Origin of the sequence: Nocardia sp. NPDC052316, assembly GCF_044547795.1 — a bacterium.
Taxonomy (GTDB): domain Bacteria; phylum Actinomycetota; class Actinomycetes; order Mycobacteriales; family Mycobacteriaceae; genus Nocardia.
In genome coordinates, this window is sequence record NZ_JBIUBB010000001.1 from 1339105 (window position 1) to 1362413 (window position 23309).

The window sequence follows — 23309 nt, forward strand, 5'->3', positions numbered from 1 at the left end:
CGGCGCTACCGCGCCTTGGCGACCAATGCCGCTTGTGCCGCGGCCACCTGTGCTGCGACGACGTCCTCGGCGACGGTGTGCAGCCGACCGTCGCGCACCACCTCGCGTCCGTTGACGATCAGCGCCGCGAGGGGCGGCGCCGAGCCGAGCACGAGCGCGGTCACCGGATCGTCGATGCCCGCGTGCGCCGGGGTGTCCAGGCGCCACAGCGCAAGGTCGGCGAGCTTGCCCGGCTCGATCGAGCCGATCTCGGCGTCGCGGCCGAGCACGCGCGCGCCGCCGATGGTGGCCAGCGCCAACGACGTTCGTACCGTCATCGCCCGCGGGCCGCCGGTGTTGCGCGCGAAGAACAGGGCATTGCGCGGCTCCTCGATCATCGAGCTCGACTCGTTGCTCGCCGCGCCGTCCACGCCGAGCCCCACCGGGACGCCCGCGCGCACCAGATCGGCGGTGCGCGCGATGCCCGCGCCGATGCGCGCGTTCGAGGTGGGGCAATGCGCCACTCCGGTACCGGTTTTCGCCATGGTCTCGATCGCGGAGTCGTCCAGGTGGATGGCGTGGGCCCACCAGACATCGGCGCCGACCCAGTCGAGTCGCTCCATGTACTGGGCGGGCGTGCAGCCGAATGTTGCCGCGCAGTAGTCCTGTTCGTCGCTCGTCTCGGCGACATGGGTATGCAGCCGGACCTTCTCCGCACGGGCCAGCGCGGCCGATTCTCGCAGCAGCTCCGGCGTCACCGAGAAGGGCGAGCACGGGGCGAGCGCGATGCGCAGCATCGAGTCGAACGACGGATCGTGGTGGCGGGCAATGGCGTCCGCGCTGTCGGCCAGGATGTCGTCGAGCGACTGCACCACGTGATCGGGTGGCAGGCCGCCCGCGCTCGCGCCGAGATCCATCGAGCCCCGGCACGGATGGAAGCGCAAGCCCACCTCGGCGGCCGCGGCGATCTCGGCGCCGAGCAGGTCGCCGCCCGCGCGCGGGAACACGTAGTGGTGGTCGGTCGTTGTCGTGCAGCCGGTGCGGGCCAGCGCGGCGAGCCCACCGGTTGCCGCGATCCGCACCGTTTCCTCGTCGATGCCCGCCCAGATCGGGTAGAGCGTGGTGAGCCACTCGAACAGTGTGTGGTCCGCGGCCAGGCCCCGGGTGATCCATTGATAGAGGTGATGATGAGTGTTCACCAGACCGGGGGTCAGTAGGCAGCCACGGCCGTCGATGCGCCGCACCCGGCCGTCGAGTACCGGTGCCGCGCCCGCACCGACGGCCTCGATCCGGTTGCCGCGCAGCACGACATAGCCGTCGCGGTATTCGGTGCCGTGCGCGTCGACGGTCGCGACGGCGCCACCCTCGATGACCGTCACGGCAGCCATGCGGGCCCCGCTTCCGGTGCGTCGGCCCGCCGCACGGTCGCGTGAATGAGGCCGTACGGGCGGTCGGCGGCGTAATACACCTCGCCGTTGTTCTCGATGCCGAAGCGATCCAGGTCGTAGTCGAAGTGGTGCTTGTTCGGTGCGGCCAGCCGGATCTCGGCGAGCACCGGGTACGCCGTCAGCGCGGCCTTGCCCATCTCGAACAGCGTCTGCTGCAACGCCTTCGAATGCTGGGTCGCGAATGTTTCGACCAGCCGCGCCCGGACACCGGCGTACACCTCGTCCCAGGCGATGTCGGTGGTGCCCGCGAAACGCCACTGCACCGCCAGCGAGGTGGCCAGCATCCGATCGTGTGTCGGGGCGAGCACGGTGAATTCGTCGCTCAGGAAGTCGGCGAACTCCGAACCGGTCGACTTCAGAATGGTCAGGTCCTTCACCCCGCCGATCACCCAGGACCGCCGATCGGCGCCGGTACCCGCCACCGTCACCGCGGCGGTACGCACCTCGGGGCCCTGCCGGACCCAGGTGTGCTCGTGTTCGCGGCCGTCGACCGACACTCGCCCCCAGGCATACTCGTCGACCTCGACGCGCGCACTGGTCACCGGCTCGACATCGTCGACGAAGTGGCCGGCCAAGGCGAGCGCGTAGTCCTCGATCGTTTGTAGCCCAGGCTGTTTCGCGTAGGCGTAGGCGGTCTGCTTCTGGGTGTCGGTGGGTAGCACCTTGCGTTGGTCACCCGCGACATAAGCGTCGGCGAAGTCCCCGCGCAGCACGGTGGACACGTTCACGTCGCGGATCTCGTGGCGCGCGATCTGCCGCCAGATCCGGACGATCCGGTTCTCGGCCTTGCCGTATCGGTGGTCGGTCAGCTCGATCGGCCCGGTCAACTCCATGCTCGGTCAGCTCCCTCGATAGGTGGAAAAGGCGAACGGCGACAGCAACAACGGGACGTGGTAGTGCCGCTCCTCGGTGACGGCGAACGTCACCGACACCTCGGGGTAGAAGGTGTCGACCTGCTGCCCGGCGAAGTAGGCGCCGGTGTCGAACACCAGCCGATAGGTGCCCGGCGCGAGCGCCTCGGCCAGCGCGCCGATCCGGCCGTCCGCGTCGGTAGTTCCCGAATCCAGCTGCTCGGCACCGCGATACAGCGTCACCGCGACATGCTGAGCGGGCGCGCCTTTCACCGCGTCGAGCACGTGGGTGCTCAGCGTGCTCATCGGGTCGTCGCCAGCAGCGCGCGCAGCCGGATCCGATTGATCTTCGCCAATTCTGTACGCATGACCCGCCTTTCGGTCTCGGCATCGTTGCCGAGTCGGTCTTCGAGGATCGCGAGCAGCTCGCTGCCTGATCTACCGCTCGCACACACCAGATAGCGGTGGCCGAACCGCGCCTCATAGGCCCGGTTGCCCGCCGCGAGCGCCGACCGTACCGCGTCCGCCGCCGTGGCCACCCCGGCTTGCTCCCGCGCCGAGGCCGCCGTATCCGGTCGCTCGCCGATCCTGGGGTGCCCGGCCAGCGCCCGATCAATCTCCGACTCGGGCAGCCCGGCCAGCACCGCGTCGGCGGTATCGAGCAAGGCGTCGACGCTCGGATACGGCCGCCCTTCGACGAGTCCCCGAGCAAACGCGGGCGACGAGCAACACGTGAGCAATGCCTCGGTCGCCCGGTCCGCAGGCAACGCGTGGAACCAGGCGAGACCAGCCCCGTCGTCTGTCATCCGACCAGCATCGAATACGACCCGCCCGGCCGCCACCCGAAAGAGATAGATCACGCCCGGCGTGTCGCCGCAAAGAAAATGGCCGGGCAGCGCCGCGAGCAGCACTCTTCCGGCACGCGCGGCGGGCGGTTCCGGACTACCGTCGTACCCATGGCTGTACCCGATCGCCCGGCCACCCCGCCGAACTGCGCGGGCATCCTGCTCGCCGCAGGCGCCGGAACGCGCTACGGCCTGCCGAAAGCGCTGGCCGAGGGCGGCGCCTGGCTGCGCGGCGCGGTGGCCGCGCTGCGCGACGGCGGCTGCGATCCGGTGATCGTGGTGCTCGGTGCCACCGGTCCCGATCCGACGCCACTCGACCTGCCCGCCGGCGTTCAGTCCGTCTGGGCCGCGGACTGGGCTACCGGGCTCGGCGCGTCCGTGCGAGCCGGGCTGATCGCCGCCGCGCGCACCCCCGCCCGCTTCGCCGCGATCATGCCGGTGGATACCCCGGACGTCGGCGCCGATGTGGTCGCCCGGGTCACCGCGGCCGCGTTCACCGCGCCGAGCGGCCTGGCCCGCGCTGTGTTCCACAACACACCGGGGCACCCCGTTGTGCTCGCCCACAAGCACTGGACCTCGATATGTCAGGAGGCCGTAGGAGATTCGGGTGCGCGCACCTATTTGTCGCGCAAGAACGATATGGTGTGCGTCACGTGCGACGATTTGGCGACGGGCGTCGATCGTGACTACCCGGCCTCGTCCGCACGGTGATCGGAGCGGGCAGATGCGGGACATCGTCGACGACCTATTGCGGGTATGGCATTCCGGGCGCACCGGCGGGCTGGCCACCATAGTGCGCACGATGGGCTCGGCCCCCTTACCCGTCGGCTCGGCCATGCTCGTCGATCCGGACGGTGGTGTCTACGGCGCGGTCACCGACGGCGGGCTCGAGGAGATCGCCTACGAGGCCGTGCTGCATGCCGCGCGAACCGGTCAGCGCGCGATGCACCGCTACGGCGTGGCTACCGGTGTGGAGGGCGGAGCGGACCGCGACGGCATGATGGACGTGTTCACCGAACCGTTCTCGCGCAGGCACTTTCCCGAGTTTCCCCTCGTCGCCGCGGAGATCGCGGCGCACCGCAGGATCACCGTGTTCACCGTCGTGTGGAACTCCGATGCGGACCTGATCGGCCAGCACCTGGTCACCGACAAACGCCACGGCACCGAGCTGCTCGCCCTGCCGGACTCCGATGTGTTCGTCGCGTCCTTCGCCCCGCCGCCGCGGCTGATCATCTTCGGCGCCAACTCTTTTGCCGCCGCGCTGACCGTGCAGGCCAAGCTGCTCGGCTATCGGGTCACCATCTGCGACTCGCGGGAGAACTTCGCCAAGCCCGAGAAGTTCCCCGGCGCCGAGGTGGTCGTCGACTGGCCGCACCGGTACCTGAACACGCTGTCCTCGGCCGGCGAGATCGACGGCAGCACCGGCATCGTCGTCGCCTCGCACGACCCGAAGTTCGAGATTCCGCTGCTCACCGTCGCGCTCCGACTACCCGAGCTCGGCTACCTCGGCGCCATGGGTGCGCGCGCCGTGCACACCCAGCGCATGGAAGACCTCCGGGCGGGCGGCTTCTCCGAGGCGACGCTGTCTCGGTTGCACTCCCCCGCCGGACTCGACGTCGGCGCGCGCACCGCCGCCGAGATGGCCGTCGCGATCGCCGCCGAGCTGATCGCCGCCAGGACCGAACAGGCCGGACGGCACGCCCAGCACAGCACCACCCCGCAACCACTGAAAACTGTTGTCGGACTGAGCAGTTAATCCTTCAGACCTGGGTTCTCCACATATACCTCGCGCAGCACGGACAGGTCGAACAGCTGATCGGCGGTGATCGCCAGCTCGGCCGCCCGCAATGCGGTGATGTTCTGCTCGATCAGCCGGTCGGTCATGGTCAGCAGGCCGTTGGCGGCGGTATCGGGGGAGGTGACCAGATCGTTCTGCGCCACCGCCGCTTTCGTCTGCTCGGCCAGGTCGAGCTGCTGATCCTTGCCGTACACCTCGACCGCGAGTCGCGCGGACGCAGCGGGGTCGGCCACCGCGTCCTTCCACCCCTTGATCTCGGCGACGAGGAACGCCTTCAGCTTCTCCCGCTCCTTGTCGATGGTGGACTGTGCGACGGTGAACGTCTCGGCCACCAGCGGCAGGTTGTAGTCGGCGAACAGGAAGTGCGTGTTCGCGAATCCCCTGGCGGTCAAGGTGATCGGCTCATTGGTCACGTAACTGACCCAACCGTCCACCTCGCCGCTGGCCAGCGGCGACGGATCGAACTGCGCGGGCACGACGGTGACATCGCCCGGCTTCATGCCGTTGGCGACGAGCAGGGCGTGGAAGATCAGCTGATTGGTGTCCTGCACGCCGATCTTGCGGCCCTTCATGTCCTCGGGCGTCTTGATCGGCTTCGCGGCCGAGCTGACGATCGCGAAGGGATTCTTCTGATAGGTGGTGGCGACGATCTTGGCGGGCAGACCCTCGAGCACCGCGCGGGCCGTGGTCTGCGGCGCGGACAGGCCGAGCCAGATCTTCCCGGTGTCCAGCCCGGCCTCCACCGCGGTGCTCGCCGAGCCGCCCGCGATCAGCTCGACCGAGCCGAAGCCCGCCTCCTGGAAATAGCCTTTGCTGTCGGCGAAATACTCACCGGCGAACTCGATGTTCTTCAGCCAGGACAGCTGGAGCGCGACAGTTCCGTACTCGGAGCCGTCCGGGGTGGAACCGCCCAAGGGGTCGGTGGCGTCGCCGCCGCACGCGGCGAGCAGGCCGGCGCCGGCCAGCGCGGAGTAACGAAGCAGAGACCGTCGGTTCAGTGTCGGCCCGATACTGCTTTCGCCACGCATGACAGTCACCCTAGAAGCAGTCCACAGCGCCGATATCGCGAATCACGACCCCGGATTCGCCGTCGTTACGCGCCGACGCGTTTTCGATCGCCGCGAGCCGATATCGCACCGATGGATGACATCGGTCCATGCGCTGGTTGCACCACAGGTGAACCCTGTCATCGCGCTGCTCGACGCCAAGCTGCACATCGCAGGCTCGGAGATCCTTTGGCGCGAGGTGATCGGTAACGGATTCGGCCTCGCCTCCGCGCTCGGTGGCATGCGCCGTCGCGTCTGGGCCTGGCCGATCGGCATCGGCGGGAACGCGCTGCTGTTCACCGTTTTCGTCGGCGGCGTCTTCAACACCCCGCAGCAGCTGAACATGGCGGGCCAGGCCGGGCGTCAGCTGATGTTCATCGCGGTCAGCGTCTACGGCTGGTGGAGCTGGCACCGGCACGCCAACGAGACCGGTCTCGAACACCGCGGCGTCGAGCCGCGCTGGGCGAGCAACCGCGAACGTCTCGTCCTCGTCGCCGCGATGCTGCTCGGCACCGCCGCGTTCGCCCAGCTCTTCGCGGTCATCGGGTCCTACGGTCCGTGGGCCGAGGCGTGGATCTTCACCGGCTCGGTGCTGGCCACCTACGGCATGGCCCGCGGGCTTGCCGAGTTCTGGCTCATCTGGATCGCCGTCGACATCGTCGGCATCCCCCTGCTGGTGCGGGCGGGTTACTACCCGTCGGCCACCCTCTACTTCGTCTACGCGGGCTTCGTGGCCTGGGGTTTCGTCGTCTGGATGCGCAGCATCCGTCCGGTGCTCCCGCCCGCCGCGGTGCCGCTGGCCACGACCCCCTAGAAAAAAGTTCGGCCGCCTCCGATGAATCGGCGCCCCGGCGCCGGTAGGTACCGGTGAAACCTTCGGAGGAGGACTTTTCGCCATGACGATGACTGTTCGACAGCGCTGGGTGCTCGCGGTGACCTCGGTGGCCGCGCTGATGACGGTGCTGGACGCGCTGGTGGTCACCACCGCTCTGCACGCCATCCAGCGGGATCTGCACGCGTCGATCGCCGACCTGGAATGGACGATCAACGCCTACATGCTGAGCTTCGCGGTGCTGCTGATGGCGGGCGCGGCGCTCGGCGACCGGTACGGTCGCAGACGGGTGCTCGCGCTCGGACTCGGACTGTTCGGGCTGGCGTCGGCGGCGTGCGCGCTGGCACCGAGTCTCGAGTGGCTGATCGCCGCGCGGGCGATGCAGGGGGTCGGCGCCGCGGCCGTCATGCCGACGGCGACCGCGCTGCTCTCGGCCGCGTTCCCCCCGGAGCAGCGGAGCAAGGCGCTCGGATTGTTCGCTGCCGTCACGGGATTGGCGACCGCGGGCGGGCCGCTCGTGGGTGGTGCGGTGGTGCAGGGGTTGGCGTGGCAGTGGGTCTTCTGGCTCAACATTCCGATCGCCGTTGTGCTGATTCCGTTGCTGTGCACCAGGATCGAGGAGAGTTTCGGCCTGGCGCGAAAAGTGGACCTGGTGGGCATTCTGCTGGTCAGCACCGGCGCGTTCGGATTGGTGTTGGGTCTGCTGCGCGGCAATGAAACCGGTTGGGCGAGTGTCGAAGTGGTGTCGGCGTTCGGCGCGGGCGCGCTGGCGATCGCCGGCTTCGTCCGGTGGGAGCTGCGCACCGACGCACCGATGATGCCGATGGGCTTGTTCGCGTCGCGGGCCTTCGCGGCCGGAAATGTGGTGGGGTTCCTGCTCTCCGCGTCGATCGCGACCGGCGCGTTCTTCTTCGCGCAGTTTCTGCAGGTCGTGCTGCGCACCGATCCGCTCGGCGCCGGTCTGCGCATGGCGCCGTGGACGGTGACGCTGTTCGTGGTCGCGCCGATCGCCGGACGCCAGGTCAACCGGTTCGGTGAACGTCCGCTGATCGTGCTCGGGCTTTCGATGCAGGCGGTGGGCTACTGCTTGATCGCGCTGATCGCCGATCCCGCGCTGTCCTATACCGCCCTGGTCGCGCCGTTCGTGCTGTCGGGAATCGGCGTCTCGATGACGATTCCGGCCGCACAGAGCGCGGTGCTGCGTGCGGTGCCGATGACGGCGGTCGGTGCCGCGTCGGGCACCTTCAACACGATGCGCCAACTCGGTTTCGCGTTCGGCGTCGCGTTGCCCACCGCGGTGTTCGCGGCGGTCGGCGGACTGGAATCGGCCGGGGCGTTCAGCGCGGGCTTCGCCGCCGCGATGGGGACGGCGGCCGTGCTGGGCCTCGTGGGCGCCGCGGTCGGTGCGCTCATTCCCGCAGGTACACCGGTGGCGCAGGAGACAAGTCCCGCGCCGATGTCCGCGGACACGTCCGGAGCCCCCGCGTGACCAGCCCGGACCAGAGCCGAACCCGCTCCGGCGCAGTAGGTTGTCCACCCATGACGGTCAGCGCGGATTTCACCGCCAAGGCGATGGCGCACCGCCCCGAGCTGCTCGCGCACTGCTACCGCATGCTCGGCTCGATCCACGACGCCGAGGATCTGGTGCAGGAGACGATGCTGCGGGCTTGGCGCGCGGCCGGCCGGTTCGACCCCGAGCGGGCCGCGCTGCGCACCTGGCTGTACCGCATCGCGACCAACGCCTGTCTCACCGCGCTGGAGCAGCGCGCCCGACGAGCCCTACCGGTCGATCTCGGCGGTCCGGCCGAGACGGTGCGGCTGCGTCCGGAGCGACATCCGGAACTGCCCTGGCTGGAGCCCATTCCCGATGGGCTGCTCGGCAATTCGGCCGACGACCCCGCCACGGTGGTCGCGGCGCGCAGCGGTATCCGGCTGGCCTTCGTCGCCGCGCTGCAGTATCTGCCCGCCCGGCAGCGGGCCGTGCTGATCCTGCGCGACGTGCTGGCCTGGTCCGCCGCCGAGGTCGCCGATCTGCTCGAAACCTCCCCTGCCGCAGTCAACAGCGCGCTGCAACGCGCGCGCACCCAGCTCGACAAGGTCGCGCCGATGATCGATCAGATGTCCGAATCCCTCGGCCCCGCCGAACGAGCGGTGATCGACCGCTATGTCGCCGCGTTCGGCGACAGCGATATGGCCGGCCTCAGCAGGCTGCTGCTCGACGACGTCGTCTTCGAGATGCCGCCCGCCCTGGTGTGGTTCGCGGGTCGGGCACAGGTGCTGGAGTTCTTCGCGGACAAGGTGGGCCGGGGCAAGCAGGCGTGGCGGGCGATTCCGACGGCCGCCAATACCCAGCCCGCCGTCGCCTACTACCTGCTCGACGAAACCGGCGTCCATCGCGCACACTCCATCCATGTGCTCGGCACGAGAGGTTCGTCGATCGAGCGCATCACCGTCTTCCTCGGCCGGGACCTGTTCCCACTCTTCGGGTTACCCCTCACGCAGTGATTTTCCGAGCGGGCCCTGCCACACCGGGTAGCTCAATCTTTCGGTGCCGCGGCGTCGGCGAAGAGCTCAGCGAGGGTTTCCGCGATAGTGGCGGACCGGTCGAAGTGGTATCCGCGGTCGGCGGCGTGGCCCGCGAACAGGTGCCAGGCGGAGGCGGTGAGCATGCGGGCGATGGTTTCCTGGTCGGGTCGCTCGGCACCGGGCGGGGTACCGATGTACTGCGTGACGATGCCCTCCACCAGGCCGACCAGCCCGTAGACCAGCGGGCGGTACGGCGCGACGTCGATGGCGAGCATGCTCGTCCACGACGAGAACTGCTGCCACAGTGACTCGGCCACCCGGTGCCTGCCGATGGTGAGGCTGGTCTCCCCCGCCGAGTGCCCGTGCACCGGACCGTTCTGGCCGAACTGATAGAGATTGGGATGCTCGGCCGCCCAGCTCACCACCCGGCGCATGACCTCGTGGAACATCTGCTCCGCGGTCTTGGCCGGGTCGAGCACGAACAGCGCCTCCACCTCGGCCACGTAGTGGTCCAGGATGTACTCGCGCACCCGGGCGTCCAGGTCGTCGCGATTGTCGAACTGGCGGTAGACCACCGAGCGCGCCAGCCCGGCTCGCTCGGCGATCTGCTGGATGGATACCTCGGCGGCCGGGCCGTGCTCCTCGATCAACGCGACGGCCGCCGCCAAGATCTGCGCCTGCCTGGCCGAGTTGTGTTCGTCCCAGCGCTGTCCGCCCGAGCGCCTGCGATGGCTACGCATGTGGGCGGGTTTCACGGTTATCGACTATACGGCGGTGTCCGCACGCTCCAGTTCCGGCAGGAACCGAGGCCGCATCAGCAGCGGCCCATCCGGACCACCGGTGAACGAGATCTGCCGTCGCACCCGCTGATCCGACACCGCGTCGAACTGCAGCTGCTGGGCGAAGGTGGCGACGACGAGCGCGGCCTCCATATTCGCGAACCCCGAAGCGACACACATTCTTTTGCCTGCCCCGAACGGCATGGTGGCCCGCTTGTGTTCGCGCGCAACATTTTCCGGCAGGTAGCGGCTCGGATCGAACTCCGCCGGCCGCTCCCACACTCGCTGATTGTGGTGCGCGCCGTGAATGAGTGTGATCACGGTGGTGCCCGGCTCGATCAGGTAACCACCCAGCGCATCCGGCTCTTTCGCCGTTCTGGCCAGCCCGACCACCGGCGGCAACAGCCGCATGGTCTCTGCGACCACGGCCTGCGTCCACGGCAGCCGATCGAGGTCGGCCGCCGTGGCCGGGCGCGAGCCGAGCACCGAGCGCACCTCCTCGCGGAGTCGCTCGCGGGCCGCCGGATGCTCGGACAGCAGCTGCCACACCCAGGTCAGCGCGGTCGCGGTGGTTTCCATACCCGCGCCGACGAAGGTCATCAGCTCGTCGTGGATCTCCTGATTGGTGTATTGGTAACCGGTCTCCGGATCGGCGGCGTCGATCAGCGCGGCGAGCAGGTTGTCCTTGCGGGTGATCCGGCCCGCGCGATGGTCGGCGATCAAGCCGTCCACCACGCGCTCGGCGTGGCGCAGGTCGCGCATGGTGCGCGGCTCGACCACCCAGCCTGCCGCCCGCATGATCCGCATCGGCAGCCGCGAGTTGCCCGCGTCGTCCCGATGGCGGGAATGCCGGTGCAGCCAGGTCGCGACGTGGTGCAGCGGGTGACTGAGATTGGTCATGAAGCCACGGCCGAAGAATCGCAGCAGCCGATAGAGCACCACCTCCGACATCGGGCCGGTGATGTCGGTGCCGAACATCGTGCGCGACGTGACATCCAAAGTGAGCCGGTTCATTTCGGCGTTGACATCGATGACGTCGTTCGCCGCGGACAGCTGCCGAATCCGCGCCACCGCGTCCCTGGCCGCCTCGACCATGATCGGGGCGAACCCATCGACGTTGCGCTTGGCGAAGATCGGCTGCACCAGCCGCCGATTGCGCTGCCACAGTTCGTCGTTCAGGTCGGTCACCAGTCCGCGCCCGAACGCCACCGCGAGCATGTCGTAGTCGGGGCTCTTGGTGTAGTTGCTCTGATTGGTCACCAGCACGTGCCGCGCCAACTCGGGACTGCGCACGATGACGAACTTCGCGAACGGCACCCTGGCCACGATCACGTCGTCCTGCCCGGGGAAATTGGTCACGTAGTCCAACACCGTGTGATCGCGCACCCTTGGCAGGATCCCCAGCGACAACCGCACCGACTCCCACCAGCTCACCGGCGTGTTGTGCCAGCGAATAAAGGTCGGCGCCCAGCGGGGCGGGTGCAGCGTGGCATCGGCTTCGGCAACAGGGGAATCGACATCGGCCATAGCGGGCTCACCTTGCCTGAACGTTCATATGGGACGTACTGTCCCACTCAGGTTAATGAGACGCCATGACTCAGTCAATGGGTGACGCGGCTGCCGGTCCGGTCGGAGAAGCAGCACAGCCCGGCAGGCATCCATGGCCTGCCGGGCTGTTCGACGGAGTCCGGGACGTCAGCCGCTAGTTGGGCGTGTCACCCTCGTAATCCATATTCGCGGCCTGGTCTTCCCTGGTGGCGGCGGCGTCGTCGGTCGCATCCGGCTGGTCGACCTCGTCGCGGTCCACCTCGGTGTCGTCGGGACGGTTGGTACCGGGTTCAGTGGTCATGGCCTCGTGCATGCCCGGCACCACCGCGTTCAAACACCGGGGCGCGGCTACACCACGTCGACGCGCACCCCGGTCGCGCGGATCGCCGCTACCGCCGACGGGTCCGCGTCCGTGTCGGTGACCAGCGCGTGCACCTGCTCGATGCTGCAGATGCGGGCCAGGGCAGTGCGCTCCAGCTTGTCGGCGGTGGCCACCACCATGACGTGCCCGGAGCGGCGCACCATCTCGGTGGTGACGCCCGCCTCGTCGATGTGCCTGCACTGCGCGCCGCCCTCGGCGGAGATGGCGTTCACGCCGAGGATCAGCTCGTCCAGGCGCAGCTCGGCGAGGGCCCGTTCGGCCAGCGGGCCGTGCAGTTCGTAGGACTCGCGCCGGGCCACGCCGCCGAGCACGACGGTGCGCATGTGCGGGCGCAGCACCATCTCACCCGCGATATTGAGGGCGTTGGTGACGATGGTCAGTTGCTCGTCGCCGGTCATGCCCAGGTCGGTGCGCCCGGCCAGCGCCCTGGCCACCGCGGTGGTCGTGGTGCCGCCGTTCATCGCGATCACCGCGCGCGGATCCACCAGTGACGCAGCGTGTTCCGCGATCCGCTGCTTGGCCTCCCCGCCGGTCTGGCGGTAGCGGGCGGGCAGGTCGTAGGCGACCGAGGTCGCCACGACACCGCCGTGTGTCCTGGTCGCCAGCTGCTGTTCGGCGAGCGCGGTGAAGTCGCGCCGCACGGTCGCCGAGGAGACACCGAGGCGTTCGGCGGCTTCCTCCACCGAGAGCCTGCCCGCGTCGGCGAGCAGTTCGAGCAGCCGGTTCCAGCGCTGTGGTCGGTCGGTCGGCCCGGTCATCTCATACCGCCCTGCGGCATTCGAACACACCGACCTGCTGTTTTTCGTGGCACGCGAACAATCTGATCACAGGCACGCTGCCGAACGTAGAGATTCCGGTACCGCGATGCCAAGCCGAGCGCAGTCTCAGCGCCGGCCGGCGGTGGCCGTGGCCAGCGGAATCGTGAGAAACGAGGCCGCCCCCTCGGTGCGCTGGATGTCGTATACGCCACCCAGCAGCGCCGGATAGTCCTTCGGGTTGAGAAGGTGGGTCGGCGCGTCCCCCGAGCCGATCGTCACCTGCAACCGGTGACCGGGCTGGAAGACGTGGAAGGCCGGGCGGACCTTCACGTTGTACTCGGTCACCTGCCCCGGGACCACCGGAAGCAGAGATTCGCGCGTGCCGGGGTGGAACGCGCCGAGCACACTTCCATCCGCGGCCCGCCACGTCCGATCCTCGTCCAGCGCGCGGAAGTTCCCCGCGAGTTGCCCGTCGGTCAGCGCGATGGCCGTGCCGTCGGGCGCGATGTCCTGCACGGTCACGCTGAGGGCCGAGGCCGGGGTGCTCGAACTGGCGAAGAGGGTGGCGCCGATCGGCCCGCCGAGCACGGTCGGCTCGGTGAACGGCTCGGTGCTGTATTGCGGATTGTCCAGCAGCCAAGGCACATCCGGATGGGCGGGGAACTGCCCGCAGGGGTCGTCGACACCGGCCATGGTGGCGAGCAGTTGATAGACGCCGGAGAAGTTGCGGGAGAACGAGGAGTTGCAGAGGGTGCCGCCATTGACCGGGCTGAACGTCACCCGGTCCGAGCCCGACGCAGCCGCAGGACGTTGCGGTGACAGTCGGCCGCCCTCCGCCAAATAGAGGTTCTGCGTGGGCGTTTCACGCATCGGATAGGTGGCACTCTCGATCACCTTGCCGTTGACGTCGATCGCGTGCAGCGGCGTCTTCGTCTCATCGATGCCGTTGTGGTCGTTCTTCAGCCACCGGTCGAACCACGCCAGCTGGATGGCGTGCATATCGAGATCGGTGTTGCGCTGCACGCCGGGCTGCACGTGAAACCAAGGGCCGGTGAGCATTTGGAAGCGGCCGCTGGACGGCGCGTTCGCGGGCATCGGCCCGTGCTGTGCGCGTCCGGCGTAGGCGTTCTGCAGTCCGGCGAAGGTGCGCGGCGTACCGTCCTGCAGCAGGTCGTATTGACCGCTGACCAGGTACGTCGGAATGTCGTTCGCGGCAATCCGGGCCACCACGTTGTCGATCGCCCGCGACTCCCAGTAGGGGCTGTTGTAAGCCTTGTCGCCGTCGAGCAATGCGTCGAACACCGAAGGCCAGGTGCCGTCGGGCCGGAAGTGGGCGAGCAGATGGTCCACGAAGACGCTGGTCAGCTTGTCCGGTTCGCGGTACAGCCCGAGGATCGGCGCGAGCTGCGGCAGCACGGTGATCGGAAATTGCAGCATGGAGGCCAGGAAGGCGAGGTTGTAGAACCCGTCGTGGTTGAGCAGATCCTGGAACGCGTGATTACCCGGCATCAGCGGGAACAGCGCGCGCACCGGCGAATCCGGTTCCAGCACACCGGCGGTGAACAGTTCGGACATCCCGAGATAGGACAGGCCCCACAGCCCGATCTCGCCGGTCGAGTTGGGTAACCCTGCGGCCCAGCGGATCACCCGCTTGGCGTCCTCGCGTTCCTGTGGCTGCAAGATGCTCCACTGCCCGCCGGAGGATCCGGTGCCGCGAATGTCCACGATCACGCTGATATAGCCGCGTTCGACGAAGTAGTCGCCGTAGCCCGCCGCGTCGCTCACCTGCTTTGCCACGTCGATGACCGTCGGCAACGCGTTTTCCAGCAGCGGTCCGAGACCGTCGTAGGACAGCAGGCGCAACAGGCCCCCGCTGTCCTTGCCGTACGAGGTCTGGGTCAGCACGATCGGGAACGGGCCGGTCGCCGGTGCGCCGGACGCGTCCGTCGGATACCGGATGTCCGCGCGCAGCACCACACCGTCCGCCATGGGCAGCTCGACGTTCTTCTGCTCGCCGACGCCGTACCGCTTCGGACCCGGATTCCACCCCTCGGGCAATCCGGTGCGGGAGTCGGCCGTCGGCAGGGCGTCCGCGCCCGGCGGTTCCGCGCCGGCGAGCGGCAGCACCGAGGAGACGGTGAGTACACCGACGGCGAGCAGCGTTCGTGCCGTGGTCGAGGTGGCCCTGGCGAAACGGCCCCGGCGCGTACCACCGCGATGCAGCGGGTAGACGGTCATCATCGTTGATCACCCATCGCTCTCAGTGCACCGTGAGGTCGCGGCGCAGCAGTTTTCCGGTGCTGGTGCGTGGCAGTTCGTCGAGGAAGGTGACATCCCTCGGCACCTTGAACCGAGCCAGGTTCGCCTTGACGTGTGCCCGAACCCCTTCGGCGTCCAACTCGTGACCGGCCTGCCGCACCACGAAGGCCGCGAGCCGCTGCCCGAACTCCTCGTCGGGCACCGCGACGATGGCCGCCTCGGCAACGGCAGGGTGGGCGTAGAGCAACTCCTCGACCTCGCCGGGAAAGACGTTCTCGCCGCCGGAGACGATCATGTCGTCGTCGCGTCCGTCGATGAACAGCCGCCCGCCCGAATCCCAGTGCCCCACATCGCCGGTGGACAGCAGACCGTCGATGCTGTCCTTGGTGCCGCCGCCGGAGTACCCGGCGAACGACAGCAGGCTGCGCACGTAAACGGTGCCGCGCCTGCCCGGTTCGGTGACCAGCTCGCCGTCGTCGTAGAGCCGCACGGTGCACACCGTCGGCGGCCTGCCCACCGTTCCGGACGCCGCCCGCCAATCCTCGGGCGTGGCAATGGCGGCGACGCCTACCTCGGTCGAGCCGTAGAAGTTGTAGAGCACATCGCCGAACACCTGGGCGGCGGCGTCGCCGAGCGCGGCGGGCAAGGCCGAGCCCGCGCTGAAAACGACACGCAGACTGTCGGTTCGATACGCGGCCAAGACTTCCGGGCCCAAGTCGAGTATCCGGCGCAGCATGGTCGGCACGAGGACGAGCACCTGTGCTCGATGGTCGGCGACGGCGGCCAGCGTCGCCTCGGCGTCGAATCGCCTGCGCAGCACCACCGTCGAGGACAGTGACAGTGCCAGGATGAACTGGTTCAGCGCCGTGCCGTGGAACAGCGGTGCCACGATTACCACAGTTTGATTGCGCTGCAATGGGATTCGCTCCAGCAATGCGGCAGCCGCCAAGGGGGACTTGATCTCGCGTGCCACGCCCTTCGGCGTTCCAGTGGTCCCACCGGTGAGCAGCACGAACCCGCCCTGCCGCGCGGGCGGCGCCAGCTCGGCCGCGTCGTGACCTGCGATCAGTTGGTCGACCGTGGCGATGCCGTCCAGGTCGACGCCGTCGTGCATCGCGAGCACCCGCCGGACCTGCGGCGCCACCACCCGCAACAGCTCGGTGAATTCCTGGTCGTACACCACGACGTCGATGCCCTCACGCGTCGCGACATCGGCCAGCTGCGGCGCGGCGAATCCGGTATTGAGCAGTACCAGTCGTGCGCCGATCTTGGCGGCGGCGAGCATGGTGTCCACCAGCTCGCGCCGGTCCCGGACGAGCGCGGCGACGGTGTCGCCCGGCCCGAGCCCGAGCGAGGTGAAGCCGCGGGCCAGCGCGTTGCCGCGGGCCTCCAACTCCCGATAGGTGAGGGAGCCGAGTTCATCGATCACCGCCACCCGGTCGGGTTCGCGCCGGGCCGACATCCGCACCGGCCCGGCGATGCCGCCGAACTGCCGGACGGCCCGGGAGGCGCGCACCAGATCGGCGGGCGCGCGCAGGTCGAGCACCCCGGCGCGTTGTAGCACGCCCACCGAGTGCAGATTGACCATCAGCGCCCGAACGGCACTTCCGATGGAGGACATGAACACTCCGTCCAGAGAATCGATGACCGCCTCGAGTAAGGAGGTCGACTCGACTGTAGGAGATTATCCCAAATTGGGCAAGACATCTTTTCAGATGGTCGGCCTAGGTGATCCCGCAGCGGTTACGCTTGATTTCAGATCAGGTGAGAGCGAGTCCGGAGTTCACGAAATACGCGATCTCCTCGCAGATTTCGTCGAGACCGATCACCGTGCCGGGCAAGGTGCTCTGGACCAATTCTTGAGCCAGCGAGTTCACCGCGCCGATCACCGCGAGGGCGAAGAGATCGAATCGCCTCGGTTTGGTTTCGCCACGCTCGACCGCCCGCTCGGCCTCGCTGATGATGAGGGCGGAAAGCAGCCGCCGCTGCTCCCTGCGCCATTCCTCCACGGCCGCGCTCACGCCGACCACTTCGACATAACAGACCCGCGCGGAGCGGTGGTCCTGACAAGTCACCGCGAGATAAGCGCCGAAGCCCTGCACAACCCTGGTCGACAGTGGCTCGCCGACGGTTTCGGCCAGCGCCTCCAGCGCCCGCTCGACCGCGCGCGAGGTGATCCGATTCACCAGCGCGATCAGCAAAGCCTCACGGCTGCCCATATCTTCATAAAAACTACGCGTGGATACATTGGCCTCCGCGCACAGGCGCTCGATGGAAGTGGCTGCGTACCCCTGGGTTCCGAATAATTCGAGCGCGGCGTCGATCAATCGCGTCTGCCGCTGGGCGACCCGCTGCTCCCTGGACAGCCCGCCGTAGCTGCGACCGTCCTTTGCATCCTCTTCCCGCCGTGCCACCGTTCGATGCTACCCCGCACCCGCCCCACCACCCCGGCACGGAGATCGGTCCGCGCCGGGCGCACCGCCCTACTTCTGCTGGCCGATCGCGTATCCGACGAGGGCTTGCGCCATCGGCGGCAGTATCTCCGACAGCGCCTGCCCGAATTGCGGTTCCGTGAAGGCGCTCACCGGACTGGTGATCGAGCAGCCCTGCGGCGCCGCGACACCATTGAGCCGGTCCCGCAACCAGAAGAACGCGCCGGGCAGATGCGCGGGCACACCGGAGAGATGTTCGGCGAGGAATTCCCGGACGTATGTCACGCTCGGCGCGCCCTCGGCGCAGTATTTGTCGACAATGGCGTCGGTGCCCGCGATCGGAATGAGCTCGTCGTGCTGCGCGTGGTAGAAGTAGATCGGCACGGTCGGCTTCTGCTGGCCGAGTGAGTTATCCGCGATCGCCGCCCGGATCTCCGGCAGATTCAACGGGTCACCGCCCTGAAAACTGCCGAAGTAATTGAATCCGGGAAACAGTGCCGCGCCCTGCGGATGGCACAGTACCTTCTTCGACGCCATGACGAATTGCCCGAGCACGTCGACCTTTTCGCGCATTATCCGCTGCATGTCCGGGTATTCGGTCGCGATGCCGACGATCGCGGCCGAGATGAGGCCCGCGTAGACGCCACCATTGTTGTGCCGCACCACCCCGGCATAGTCGCCCGCCGCGACACCGCCCGCCGCGACGCCGACGATATTGAGTTCGGGAGCGTAACTCTGCTTGATCTCCGGCACGAAGGCCGACGGAATCGTGCCGCCGGAGTATCCCCACAGCGCGGTCGGCGTCTGCGGTCCGTTCAACTGTGCCGGGGCGAAGTTCTCGGCGGCGCGAATACCGTCGAGCGTCGCCTGCGCGTTCATGCGCGAGGCGCCGTACGCCGAATTCGGGCCCTGATAGTCGGGCATGGCGACGGTCCAGCCCTGGCCGAGACCCGCGGCGATCGGGATGAGCGTCTCCGCCGCGTTCACGTAATCGACCGGGATGGCACCGGATTGGGCCACATAGGACGGGGCACAGTACTGCGCGACGCTGTCCTCGGCGATCTGGTAGGACAGCAGCTTCGAGCCACCCGCGGGTGCGGGCCCGCGCGGCTTCAGGATCGTGGTGACGGTCGAGATCGGCTCGCCGTGACTGTTGGTGGTGCGATACAGCAACTGCCACGCATCGACATTCAGCTGCACGATGCCCATGAACGCCGGGTAGATCGCCCGTGCGCGCAGGATCTCACCCGGTTGCGCCGCGGCGACCGCACCCGCGGCGGGGCGATAGAAGTCGTCGAGTTCGGGCGGCAGGGTCAGTGCGGGCGCGGGCTCGACCCGGACACCGTCCTGCTCGCCCGGCTCGGCCTGCCCCGAACCGAGTGCCGTCCACGCCGCCATCAGCGCGATGACGCCGAGGACGACGACGCGCCCACCATTGCGCACGCTCATCGAAGTGCCTTCCCGTAACCGCTCGCCACCAATATTGGTAAGAGATATTTTCAGATAACGGGCCAGAAGTCCAGACTCAGACAGTGGTGCGGTTCACGAACATGACAACGGCGGGTGGTGCAGCGCACCACCCGCCGCGTCCGACTACTTGACGCTGCCCGCCGTCAGACCTGCGACGAGGCGCTTCTCGATGATCGCGAACAGGATCACGACCGGGATGATGCCGACCGTGGAGATAGCGAAGACGTATTGCCACGACGTGTCGTACTGGCCGATGAACTTGGTCAGCGCCACCGACAGCGGCTGGTTCTCCGCGGTGGTCAGCACCACCAGGCTGGCGGCGAACTCGTTCCAGCAGGAGACCACAACGAAGATCGTTGCGGTGACGATGCCGGGCCAGACCAGCGGCAGGGACACTCGGACCAACGTCTGCCAGCGACTCAAACCGTCCAGCATCGCGGCCTCCTCGATCTCCACCGGTATGGAGGCGAAGAAGCTGTGCAGGATCCACACCGCGAACGACAGGTTGAACGCCGCGTTCACCAGGATCATCGCCAGCCAGGTGTCGTTGATGCCGATGGCGAAGAACTCCCGGATGAGACCGGTCACCAGCACGGTGGGCTGCAGCATCTGGGTGACGAGCACCAGCCCGAGAAATACCGCGCGACCCGGAAACTTGTGCCGCGCCGTGTAATACGCGGCCGGGATGGCGACGAGCAACACGAGCACCGTGGCGAACACCGAGATGATCACGGTGCTGGCCATGTTGAACGCCAGCGGCGTCTCCGGCGTGTCCCACATGGTGGCGTAGTTGTCCGGATGCCACGACTCGGGGAGGTAGGTCGGTGGGATGCGCAGGATTTCGGGCCTGCTCTTGAGCGAGCCGAGCACCATCACGATGAACGGCAACAGGAACAGCGCGGCGAGCACGACCCCGACGGCGGTCAATTCCCAGCGGCGCCGTTTCGGTTTCACCCCGGGGCGCTCGGCCGAAACGGCCACTTCTACCGCACCCGTTACCTTTTCGAGGTGCGCGACGTCCGCCGTGGTCATCGGTCGGCCTCCTGTGCCGTGCGGGACACCCGGTCGGCCGGCGAGTGTGGCTGCGGTCTTGTCACCCGTCGACCTCCCGAGTCGGCCGGATCACCTTCACGTAGATCGCGATGATGACGATGATCAGCACGAAGTTCAGCACGCTCATGGCGGCAGCCACGTCGATCGCCCGGTTCTGCCGAATCAGCTTGAACATCAACGTGGTAGTGGTGTCGGCCTCGAAGCCCGCGATACTGCCGGTGATCACCTGCAGAATCGGCAACGAGTTGAACGAGTTGATGATGTTGATGATCGTCGCCACCGCGATGGCCGGACGCAGTTGCGGCAGCGTGAGAAAGCGGTATCGCTGCCACGCGCTCGCGCCGTCGACCCGGCCCGCCTCGCCCACCTCGGCCGGAATAGATTGCAGCCCGGCCAGAATCGTGTAGGTGGTGAACGGGATCGAGACGAACACCGCGACCCCGATCGCGACCAGGAACGCGGGCGTCGGCTGTTTGGTGAAGCCGAAACCCCGGTCCAGCAGGCCGATATCGACCAGGAACCGGTTGGCGATGCCGACGTCGGGATCCAGCATGTAGTAGAAGATCGTCGTCGTCATCACGACCGAGGCCGCCCACGGCACCAGGACCGCCATCCGCACCGCGGTGCGGCCTGGGAAGTCCTTGGCCAGGAACTGGGCCAGCCCGGCCGAGAGCACCAGGGTGATCAGCACGACGGCGACCACCCAGATCACCGTGTGCGCCAGTACCGAACCCAGCTCTGGAATCCTGAAGAGCTCGCGAAAGTTCGCCAGTCCGGCCGAGCCTCGGTCCTGACCGTAGTCGCTCAGATCCCTGGTACTGGTCCACACCATGTAGCAGGCCGGAAAGGCGACGATAGCCGCGATCAAGACCAGCGCGGGCCCGATCCACGGTATCGCCGCCAGAGTTCCTTTCCGGCGCACGCTATTTCGCGGCTTCCTGAACACGCGCCAGCACCTGGGCCGGATCGGTGCCCTGCGCGATGGTGCCCATCTGCTGCCGGATAGCGCCCTGCGCCGCAGCCCATTTCGGGTTGTTGCTCGGGTAGAACTTGGCCACCGCGAGGGTCGGGCCGAACGCCTTGGTCACCGGGTCGGCAGCCAGCTTGGCGGCCGCGGTGTTGGTGATCGGGATGAAGCCCTCTTTGGACACGAAGTTCGCGTAGACGTCGGCGCTGTAGAAGAAGTCGAGGAACTTCTTGATCGTCTCGGTCTTCTTGCCGTCCTTCTTGAACGCCATCAGGTGATCGGCGACGCCGAGCGTCACCGGGGTCCCGGACTTGGTCGGCGTCGGCGCGGTCGAGTACTTCAGCGCCGGGTTCTTCGCGGCGATCTGGCCGATGGTCGGGGGCAGGCCCTCGATCATGCCGATCTTGCCCTGGATGAACGCGTTGATCACGTCCTTGCGGTCGGTCGCTCCCGGATTCGGCTGGGTGACACCGGCGTCGGCGAGCTCGCGCATGGCGCGCACGCCCTCCAGGTTCTGCGGGGTGTCGACGGTGATCTTGTCACCGTCGGCCCACTGGCCGCCCGCGCCGAAGGTCCAGATGGAGGTCTCGCCCTGAGCCTCCTCGCTGCCGAGCGGCAGGCCGTAGCCGGACACGCCGCCGCCGAGCGCCTGGATCTTCTTGGCCGCGTCGGTGAGCTCGGCCCAGGTCTTGGGCGGTGAGCTGATGCCTGCCTTCTCGAACAGTTCGGTGTTGTAGAACAGGGTGCGCGTGGAGGCGAACAGCGGCAGCGCGTACTGGGTGCCGTTGAGCGAGGCGTTCTTCGCGAAGCCGGGCTGGATGTCGGAGAGCACCGACGGCGAGACGATCTCGTTGGCGGGGTACAGCATCCCGTCGCTGGCGAAACTCGCGTAGGCGTCGATGTTGAGGATGTCCGGGGTGGTCGACTTCGACTGCAGCTTGGTGCGCACCACGTCGTTGATCGAGTTCCAGGACTCCATCTGCAGGTTCACCTTGATATCAGGGTTCTTCTGCTGGAAATCCGCGATGATGCCGTCCCACAGCGCCTTCGTACCGGTGGCCCCGTCACTGTAGGCCGGGGCTAAGAAGTTGATCGTGGTGTCGGAGTCGGCGTTATCTTTCGAGCCGAACCCACAGGACGAGATCGCCAGCGCGAGGCCGGTGACCATCGCGACCCCCGCAAGCACGCCGTGGAGTGGTCTTTTCACGAGTAGAACCTTTCAAATTTGCACACCGGGCGCCACTGGACAGCCGATGATGGGATCGAACTGATCGACCGACTATCAACATAGACCCAAGCTTGATCATATGTGACCGATTCGCTCGTAAATTTGACATGAACGATCACCGGGCGGATTCTGTTGGTGTGCCGATCTCCGCCGAAACCACGCCCGTGACCCACCTGGCCACCGAGGTCGCCACCCAGCCTGACGACTGGGCGCGCGCCGAAACGATCGCTGCCGAACATCGCGACATCCTCCCCCACAAGGGCGAGCGAGTCGCCGTGATCGGTTGCGGCACTTCCCTGTTCATGTCCAAAGCGATCGCGGCGCTGCGCGAGGGCGCAGGCCACGGTCTGACCGACGCCTGGCCCGCCAGCGAGGTCCGCTATGGCCGCGACTACGACCGCTACCTGGTGATCTGCCGCTCCGGCACGACCACCGAGGTGGTCAACGCCATGCGGGCCATCCCAGCACACATTCCCCGCACCGTCATCTGCTCCAGTCCGGGCACCCCGGTGCTCGAGCTGGGCGACCCGATCCTGATCGACGAGGTCGACGAGGAATCGGTGGTGCAGACCCGCTTCGCCACCACCGCGCTGGCGATCCTGCGCTGGCACCTCGGCGAAGACCTCGCCCCGGTGATCGAGCAGGCCCGCGCGGTGCTCGCCGAGGACCCGGCCGTCTCGCTCGCCGACGTCCGGCACGCCGAGGAGATCAGCTTCGTCGGCATGGGCTTCGCCGCCGCCATCGCCGAGGAGTCCGGGCTGAAGCTGCGCGAATCCTGCCAGTCCTGGACCGAGTCCTACCTGGCCACCGAGTACCGGCACGGCCCGATCGCCATCTCCGCGCCGGGCCGCGCGGTCTGGGCCTTCGGCCCGCTGGTGCCCAACTTCGCCGCCGACATCGCCGGTACCGGTGCGCACTTCGAGCACCGCGACATCGACCCGATGGCCGATCTGTTGCGCGTCCATCAGCTGTGTGTGCTGCGCGCGGCCGATCTCGGCCTCGACCCCGACCACCCGCGTGGGCTCAATCGCTCGGTCGTCCTCGACCAGTGATCGGACCGACCCGGTGACACTCGAACCAGCCGGCCGCGCGCCGCAGCACGAACCGG

At 67.8% G+C, this 23309-nt stretch carries 22 protein-coding genes; 6 read left to right on the forward strand and 16 right to left on the reverse strand.

The features are described 5' to 3' along the window. Positions 1 to 5 precede the first annotated feature (5 nt). The 4 genes from ACIHA7_RS06190 to uraD are packed head-to-tail and all read right to left on the reverse strand — an operon-like array spanning position 6 to position 3084. Positions 6 to 1367 carry an 8-oxoguanine deaminase gene (locus ACIHA7_RS06190; RefSeq protein WP_397286053.1) on the reverse strand — a complete coding sequence of 454 codons (1362 nt, stop codon included), beginning with the start codon at positions 1365 to 1367 and terminating at the stop codon, positions 6 to 8. Next, entirely contained in the window at positions 1355 to 2260 is a 906-nt protein-coding gene (gene pucL, locus ACIHA7_RS06195; protein ID WP_397286055.1) for a factor-independent urate hydroxylase, read from the reverse strand. The genes ACIHA7_RS06190 and pucL overlap by 13 nt, the downstream gene beginning before the upstream one ends. Before the next feature lie 6 nt (positions 2261 to 2266). Continuing rightward, positions 2267 to 2584 carry a hydroxyisourate hydrolase gene (gene uraH / locus ACIHA7_RS06200; protein ID WP_397286057.1) on the reverse strand — a complete coding sequence of 106 codons (318 nt, stop codon included), beginning with the start codon at positions 2582 to 2584 and terminating at the stop codon, positions 2267 to 2269. Then, entirely contained in the window at positions 2581 to 3084 is a 504-nt protein-coding gene (gene uraD, locus ACIHA7_RS06205; RefSeq protein WP_397286059.1) for a 2-oxo-4-hydroxy-4-carboxy-5-ureidoimidazoline decarboxylase, read from the reverse strand. The genes uraH and uraD overlap by 4 nt, the downstream gene beginning before the upstream one ends. A gap of 150 nt (positions 3085 to 3234) precedes the next feature. Between uraD and ACIHA7_RS06210 the strand changes: the two genes are divergently transcribed. Together ACIHA7_RS06210 and ACIHA7_RS06215 are read left to right on the forward strand one after the other, a co-directional pair. After that, the gene (locus tag ACIHA7_RS06210; protein ID WP_397286061.1) at positions 3235 to 3834 is read left to right on the forward strand and encodes an NTP transferase domain-containing protein; all 600 of its coding nucleotides are present in this window, start codon (positions 3235 to 3237) and stop codon (positions 3832 to 3834) included. Between the two features lie 13 nt (positions 3835 to 3847). Beyond that, positions 3848 to 4879 carry an XdhC family protein gene (locus tag ACIHA7_RS06215; protein WP_397286063.1) on the forward strand — a complete coding sequence of 344 codons (1032 nt, stop codon included), beginning with the start codon at positions 3848 to 3850 and terminating at the stop codon, positions 4877 to 4879. Here the strand turns inward: ACIHA7_RS06215 and ACIHA7_RS06220 are convergent. Next, entirely contained in the window at positions 4876 to 5949 is a 1074-nt protein-coding gene (locus ACIHA7_RS06220) for an ABC transporter substrate-binding protein (protein WP_397286065.1), read from the reverse strand. The genes ACIHA7_RS06215 and ACIHA7_RS06220 overlap by 4 nt on opposite strands. 115 nt (positions 5950 to 6064) lie before the next feature. Here ACIHA7_RS06220 and pnuC point away from each other — a divergent pair, with 115 nt between their 5' ends. From pnuC to ACIHA7_RS06235, 3 genes are all read left to right on the forward strand, one after another. Further along, complete coding sequence (gene pnuC / locus ACIHA7_RS06225) at positions 6065 to 6781, forward strand: nicotinamide riboside transporter PnuC (protein ID WP_397286067.1); 717 nt, start codon at positions 6065 to 6067, stop codon at positions 6779 to 6781. A gap of 82 nt (positions 6782 to 6863) precedes the next feature. Further along, positions 6864 to 8288 (forward strand): DHA2 family efflux MFS transporter permease subunit, encoded by a 1425-nt coding sequence (locus ACIHA7_RS06230; protein WP_397286069.1) that lies wholly within the window; start codon positions 6864 to 6866, stop codon positions 8286 to 8288. Positions 8289 to 8338: 50 nt separating this feature from the next. After that, complete coding sequence (locus tag ACIHA7_RS06235; RefSeq protein WP_397286071.1) at positions 8339 to 9304, forward strand: sigma-70 family RNA polymerase sigma factor; 966 nt, start codon at positions 8339 to 8341, stop codon at positions 9302 to 9304. 32 nt (positions 9305 to 9336) lie between these two features. On the opposite strand, the gene ACIHA7_RS06240 is transcribed toward ACIHA7_RS06235, so the two are convergent. The 11 genes from ACIHA7_RS06240 to ACIHA7_RS06290 all read right to left on the reverse strand — a co-directional run bounded on the left by ACIHA7_RS06240 (position 9337) and on the right by ACIHA7_RS06290 (position 22180). Further along, positions 9337 to 10080 carry a TetR/AcrR family transcriptional regulator gene (locus ACIHA7_RS06240; RefSeq protein ID WP_397286073.1) on the reverse strand — a complete coding sequence of 248 codons (744 nt, stop codon included), beginning with the start codon at positions 10078 to 10080 and terminating at the stop codon, positions 9337 to 9339. A gap of 9 nt (positions 10081 to 10089) precedes the next feature. Continuing rightward, positions 10090 to 11631, reverse strand: coding sequence for a cytochrome P450 (locus ACIHA7_RS06245; protein ID WP_397286075.1), 1542 nt, complete (start codon positions 11629 to 11631; stop codon positions 10090 to 10092). A gap of 175 nt (positions 11632 to 11806) precedes the next feature. Continuing rightward, the gene (locus tag ACIHA7_RS06250) at positions 11807 to 11953 is read right to left on the reverse strand and encodes a hypothetical protein (protein WP_159080744.1); all 147 of its coding nucleotides are present in this window, start codon (positions 11951 to 11953) and stop codon (positions 11807 to 11809) included. 47 nt (positions 11954 to 12000) lie between these two features. Continuing rightward, positions 12001 to 12792, reverse strand: coding sequence for a DeoR/GlpR family DNA-binding transcription regulator (locus ACIHA7_RS06255; protein ID WP_397286078.1), 792 nt, complete (start codon positions 12790 to 12792; stop codon positions 12001 to 12003). Between the two features lie 126 nt (positions 12793 to 12918). Then, positions 12919 to 15033 carry a CocE/NonD family hydrolase gene (locus ACIHA7_RS06260; RefSeq protein WP_397286080.1) on the reverse strand — a complete coding sequence of 705 codons (2115 nt, stop codon included), beginning with the start codon at positions 15031 to 15033 and terminating at the stop codon, positions 12919 to 12921. A gap of 19 nt (positions 15034 to 15052) precedes the next feature. Next, a complete protein-coding gene (locus ACIHA7_RS06265) occupies positions 15053 to 16672 on the reverse strand; it encodes an AMP-binding protein (RefSeq protein ID WP_397286082.1) in 1620 nt (539 codons plus the stop codon). 139 nt (positions 16673 to 16811) lie between these two features. Then, positions 16812 to 17378, reverse strand: coding sequence for a TetR/AcrR family transcriptional regulator (locus ACIHA7_RS06270; protein WP_397286084.1), 567 nt, complete (start codon positions 17376 to 17378; stop codon positions 16812 to 16814). 156 nt (positions 17379 to 17534) lie between these two features. After that, positions 17535 to 18932 carry a lipase family protein gene (locus tag ACIHA7_RS06275; RefSeq protein WP_397286086.1) on the reverse strand — a complete coding sequence of 466 codons (1398 nt, stop codon included), beginning with the start codon at positions 18930 to 18932 and terminating at the stop codon, positions 17535 to 17537. Positions 18933 to 19076: 144 nt separating this feature from the next. Then, positions 19077 to 19985 carry a carbohydrate ABC transporter permease gene (locus ACIHA7_RS06280; RefSeq protein WP_397286088.1) on the reverse strand — a complete coding sequence of 303 codons (909 nt, stop codon included), beginning with the start codon at positions 19983 to 19985 and terminating at the stop codon, positions 19077 to 19079. 61 nt (positions 19986 to 20046) lie between these two features. Continuing rightward, positions 20047 to 20952 (reverse strand): carbohydrate ABC transporter permease, encoded by a 906-nt coding sequence (locus ACIHA7_RS06285; RefSeq protein ID WP_397286090.1) that lies wholly within the window; start codon positions 20950 to 20952, stop codon positions 20047 to 20049. After that, complete coding sequence (locus ACIHA7_RS06290; RefSeq protein WP_397286092.1) at positions 20930 to 22180, reverse strand: extracellular solute-binding protein; 1251 nt, start codon at positions 22178 to 22180, stop codon at positions 20930 to 20932. The genes ACIHA7_RS06285 and ACIHA7_RS06290 overlap by 23 nt, the downstream gene beginning before the upstream one ends. Positions 22181 to 22338: 158 nt before the next feature. Between ACIHA7_RS06290 and ACIHA7_RS06295 the strand changes: the two genes are divergently transcribed. After that, positions 22339 to 23253 (forward strand): SIS domain-containing protein, encoded by a 915-nt coding sequence (locus ACIHA7_RS06295; protein ID WP_397286094.1) that lies wholly within the window; start codon positions 22339 to 22341, stop codon positions 23251 to 23253. The last annotated feature ends 56 nt before the right edge of the window (positions 23254 to 23309 follow it).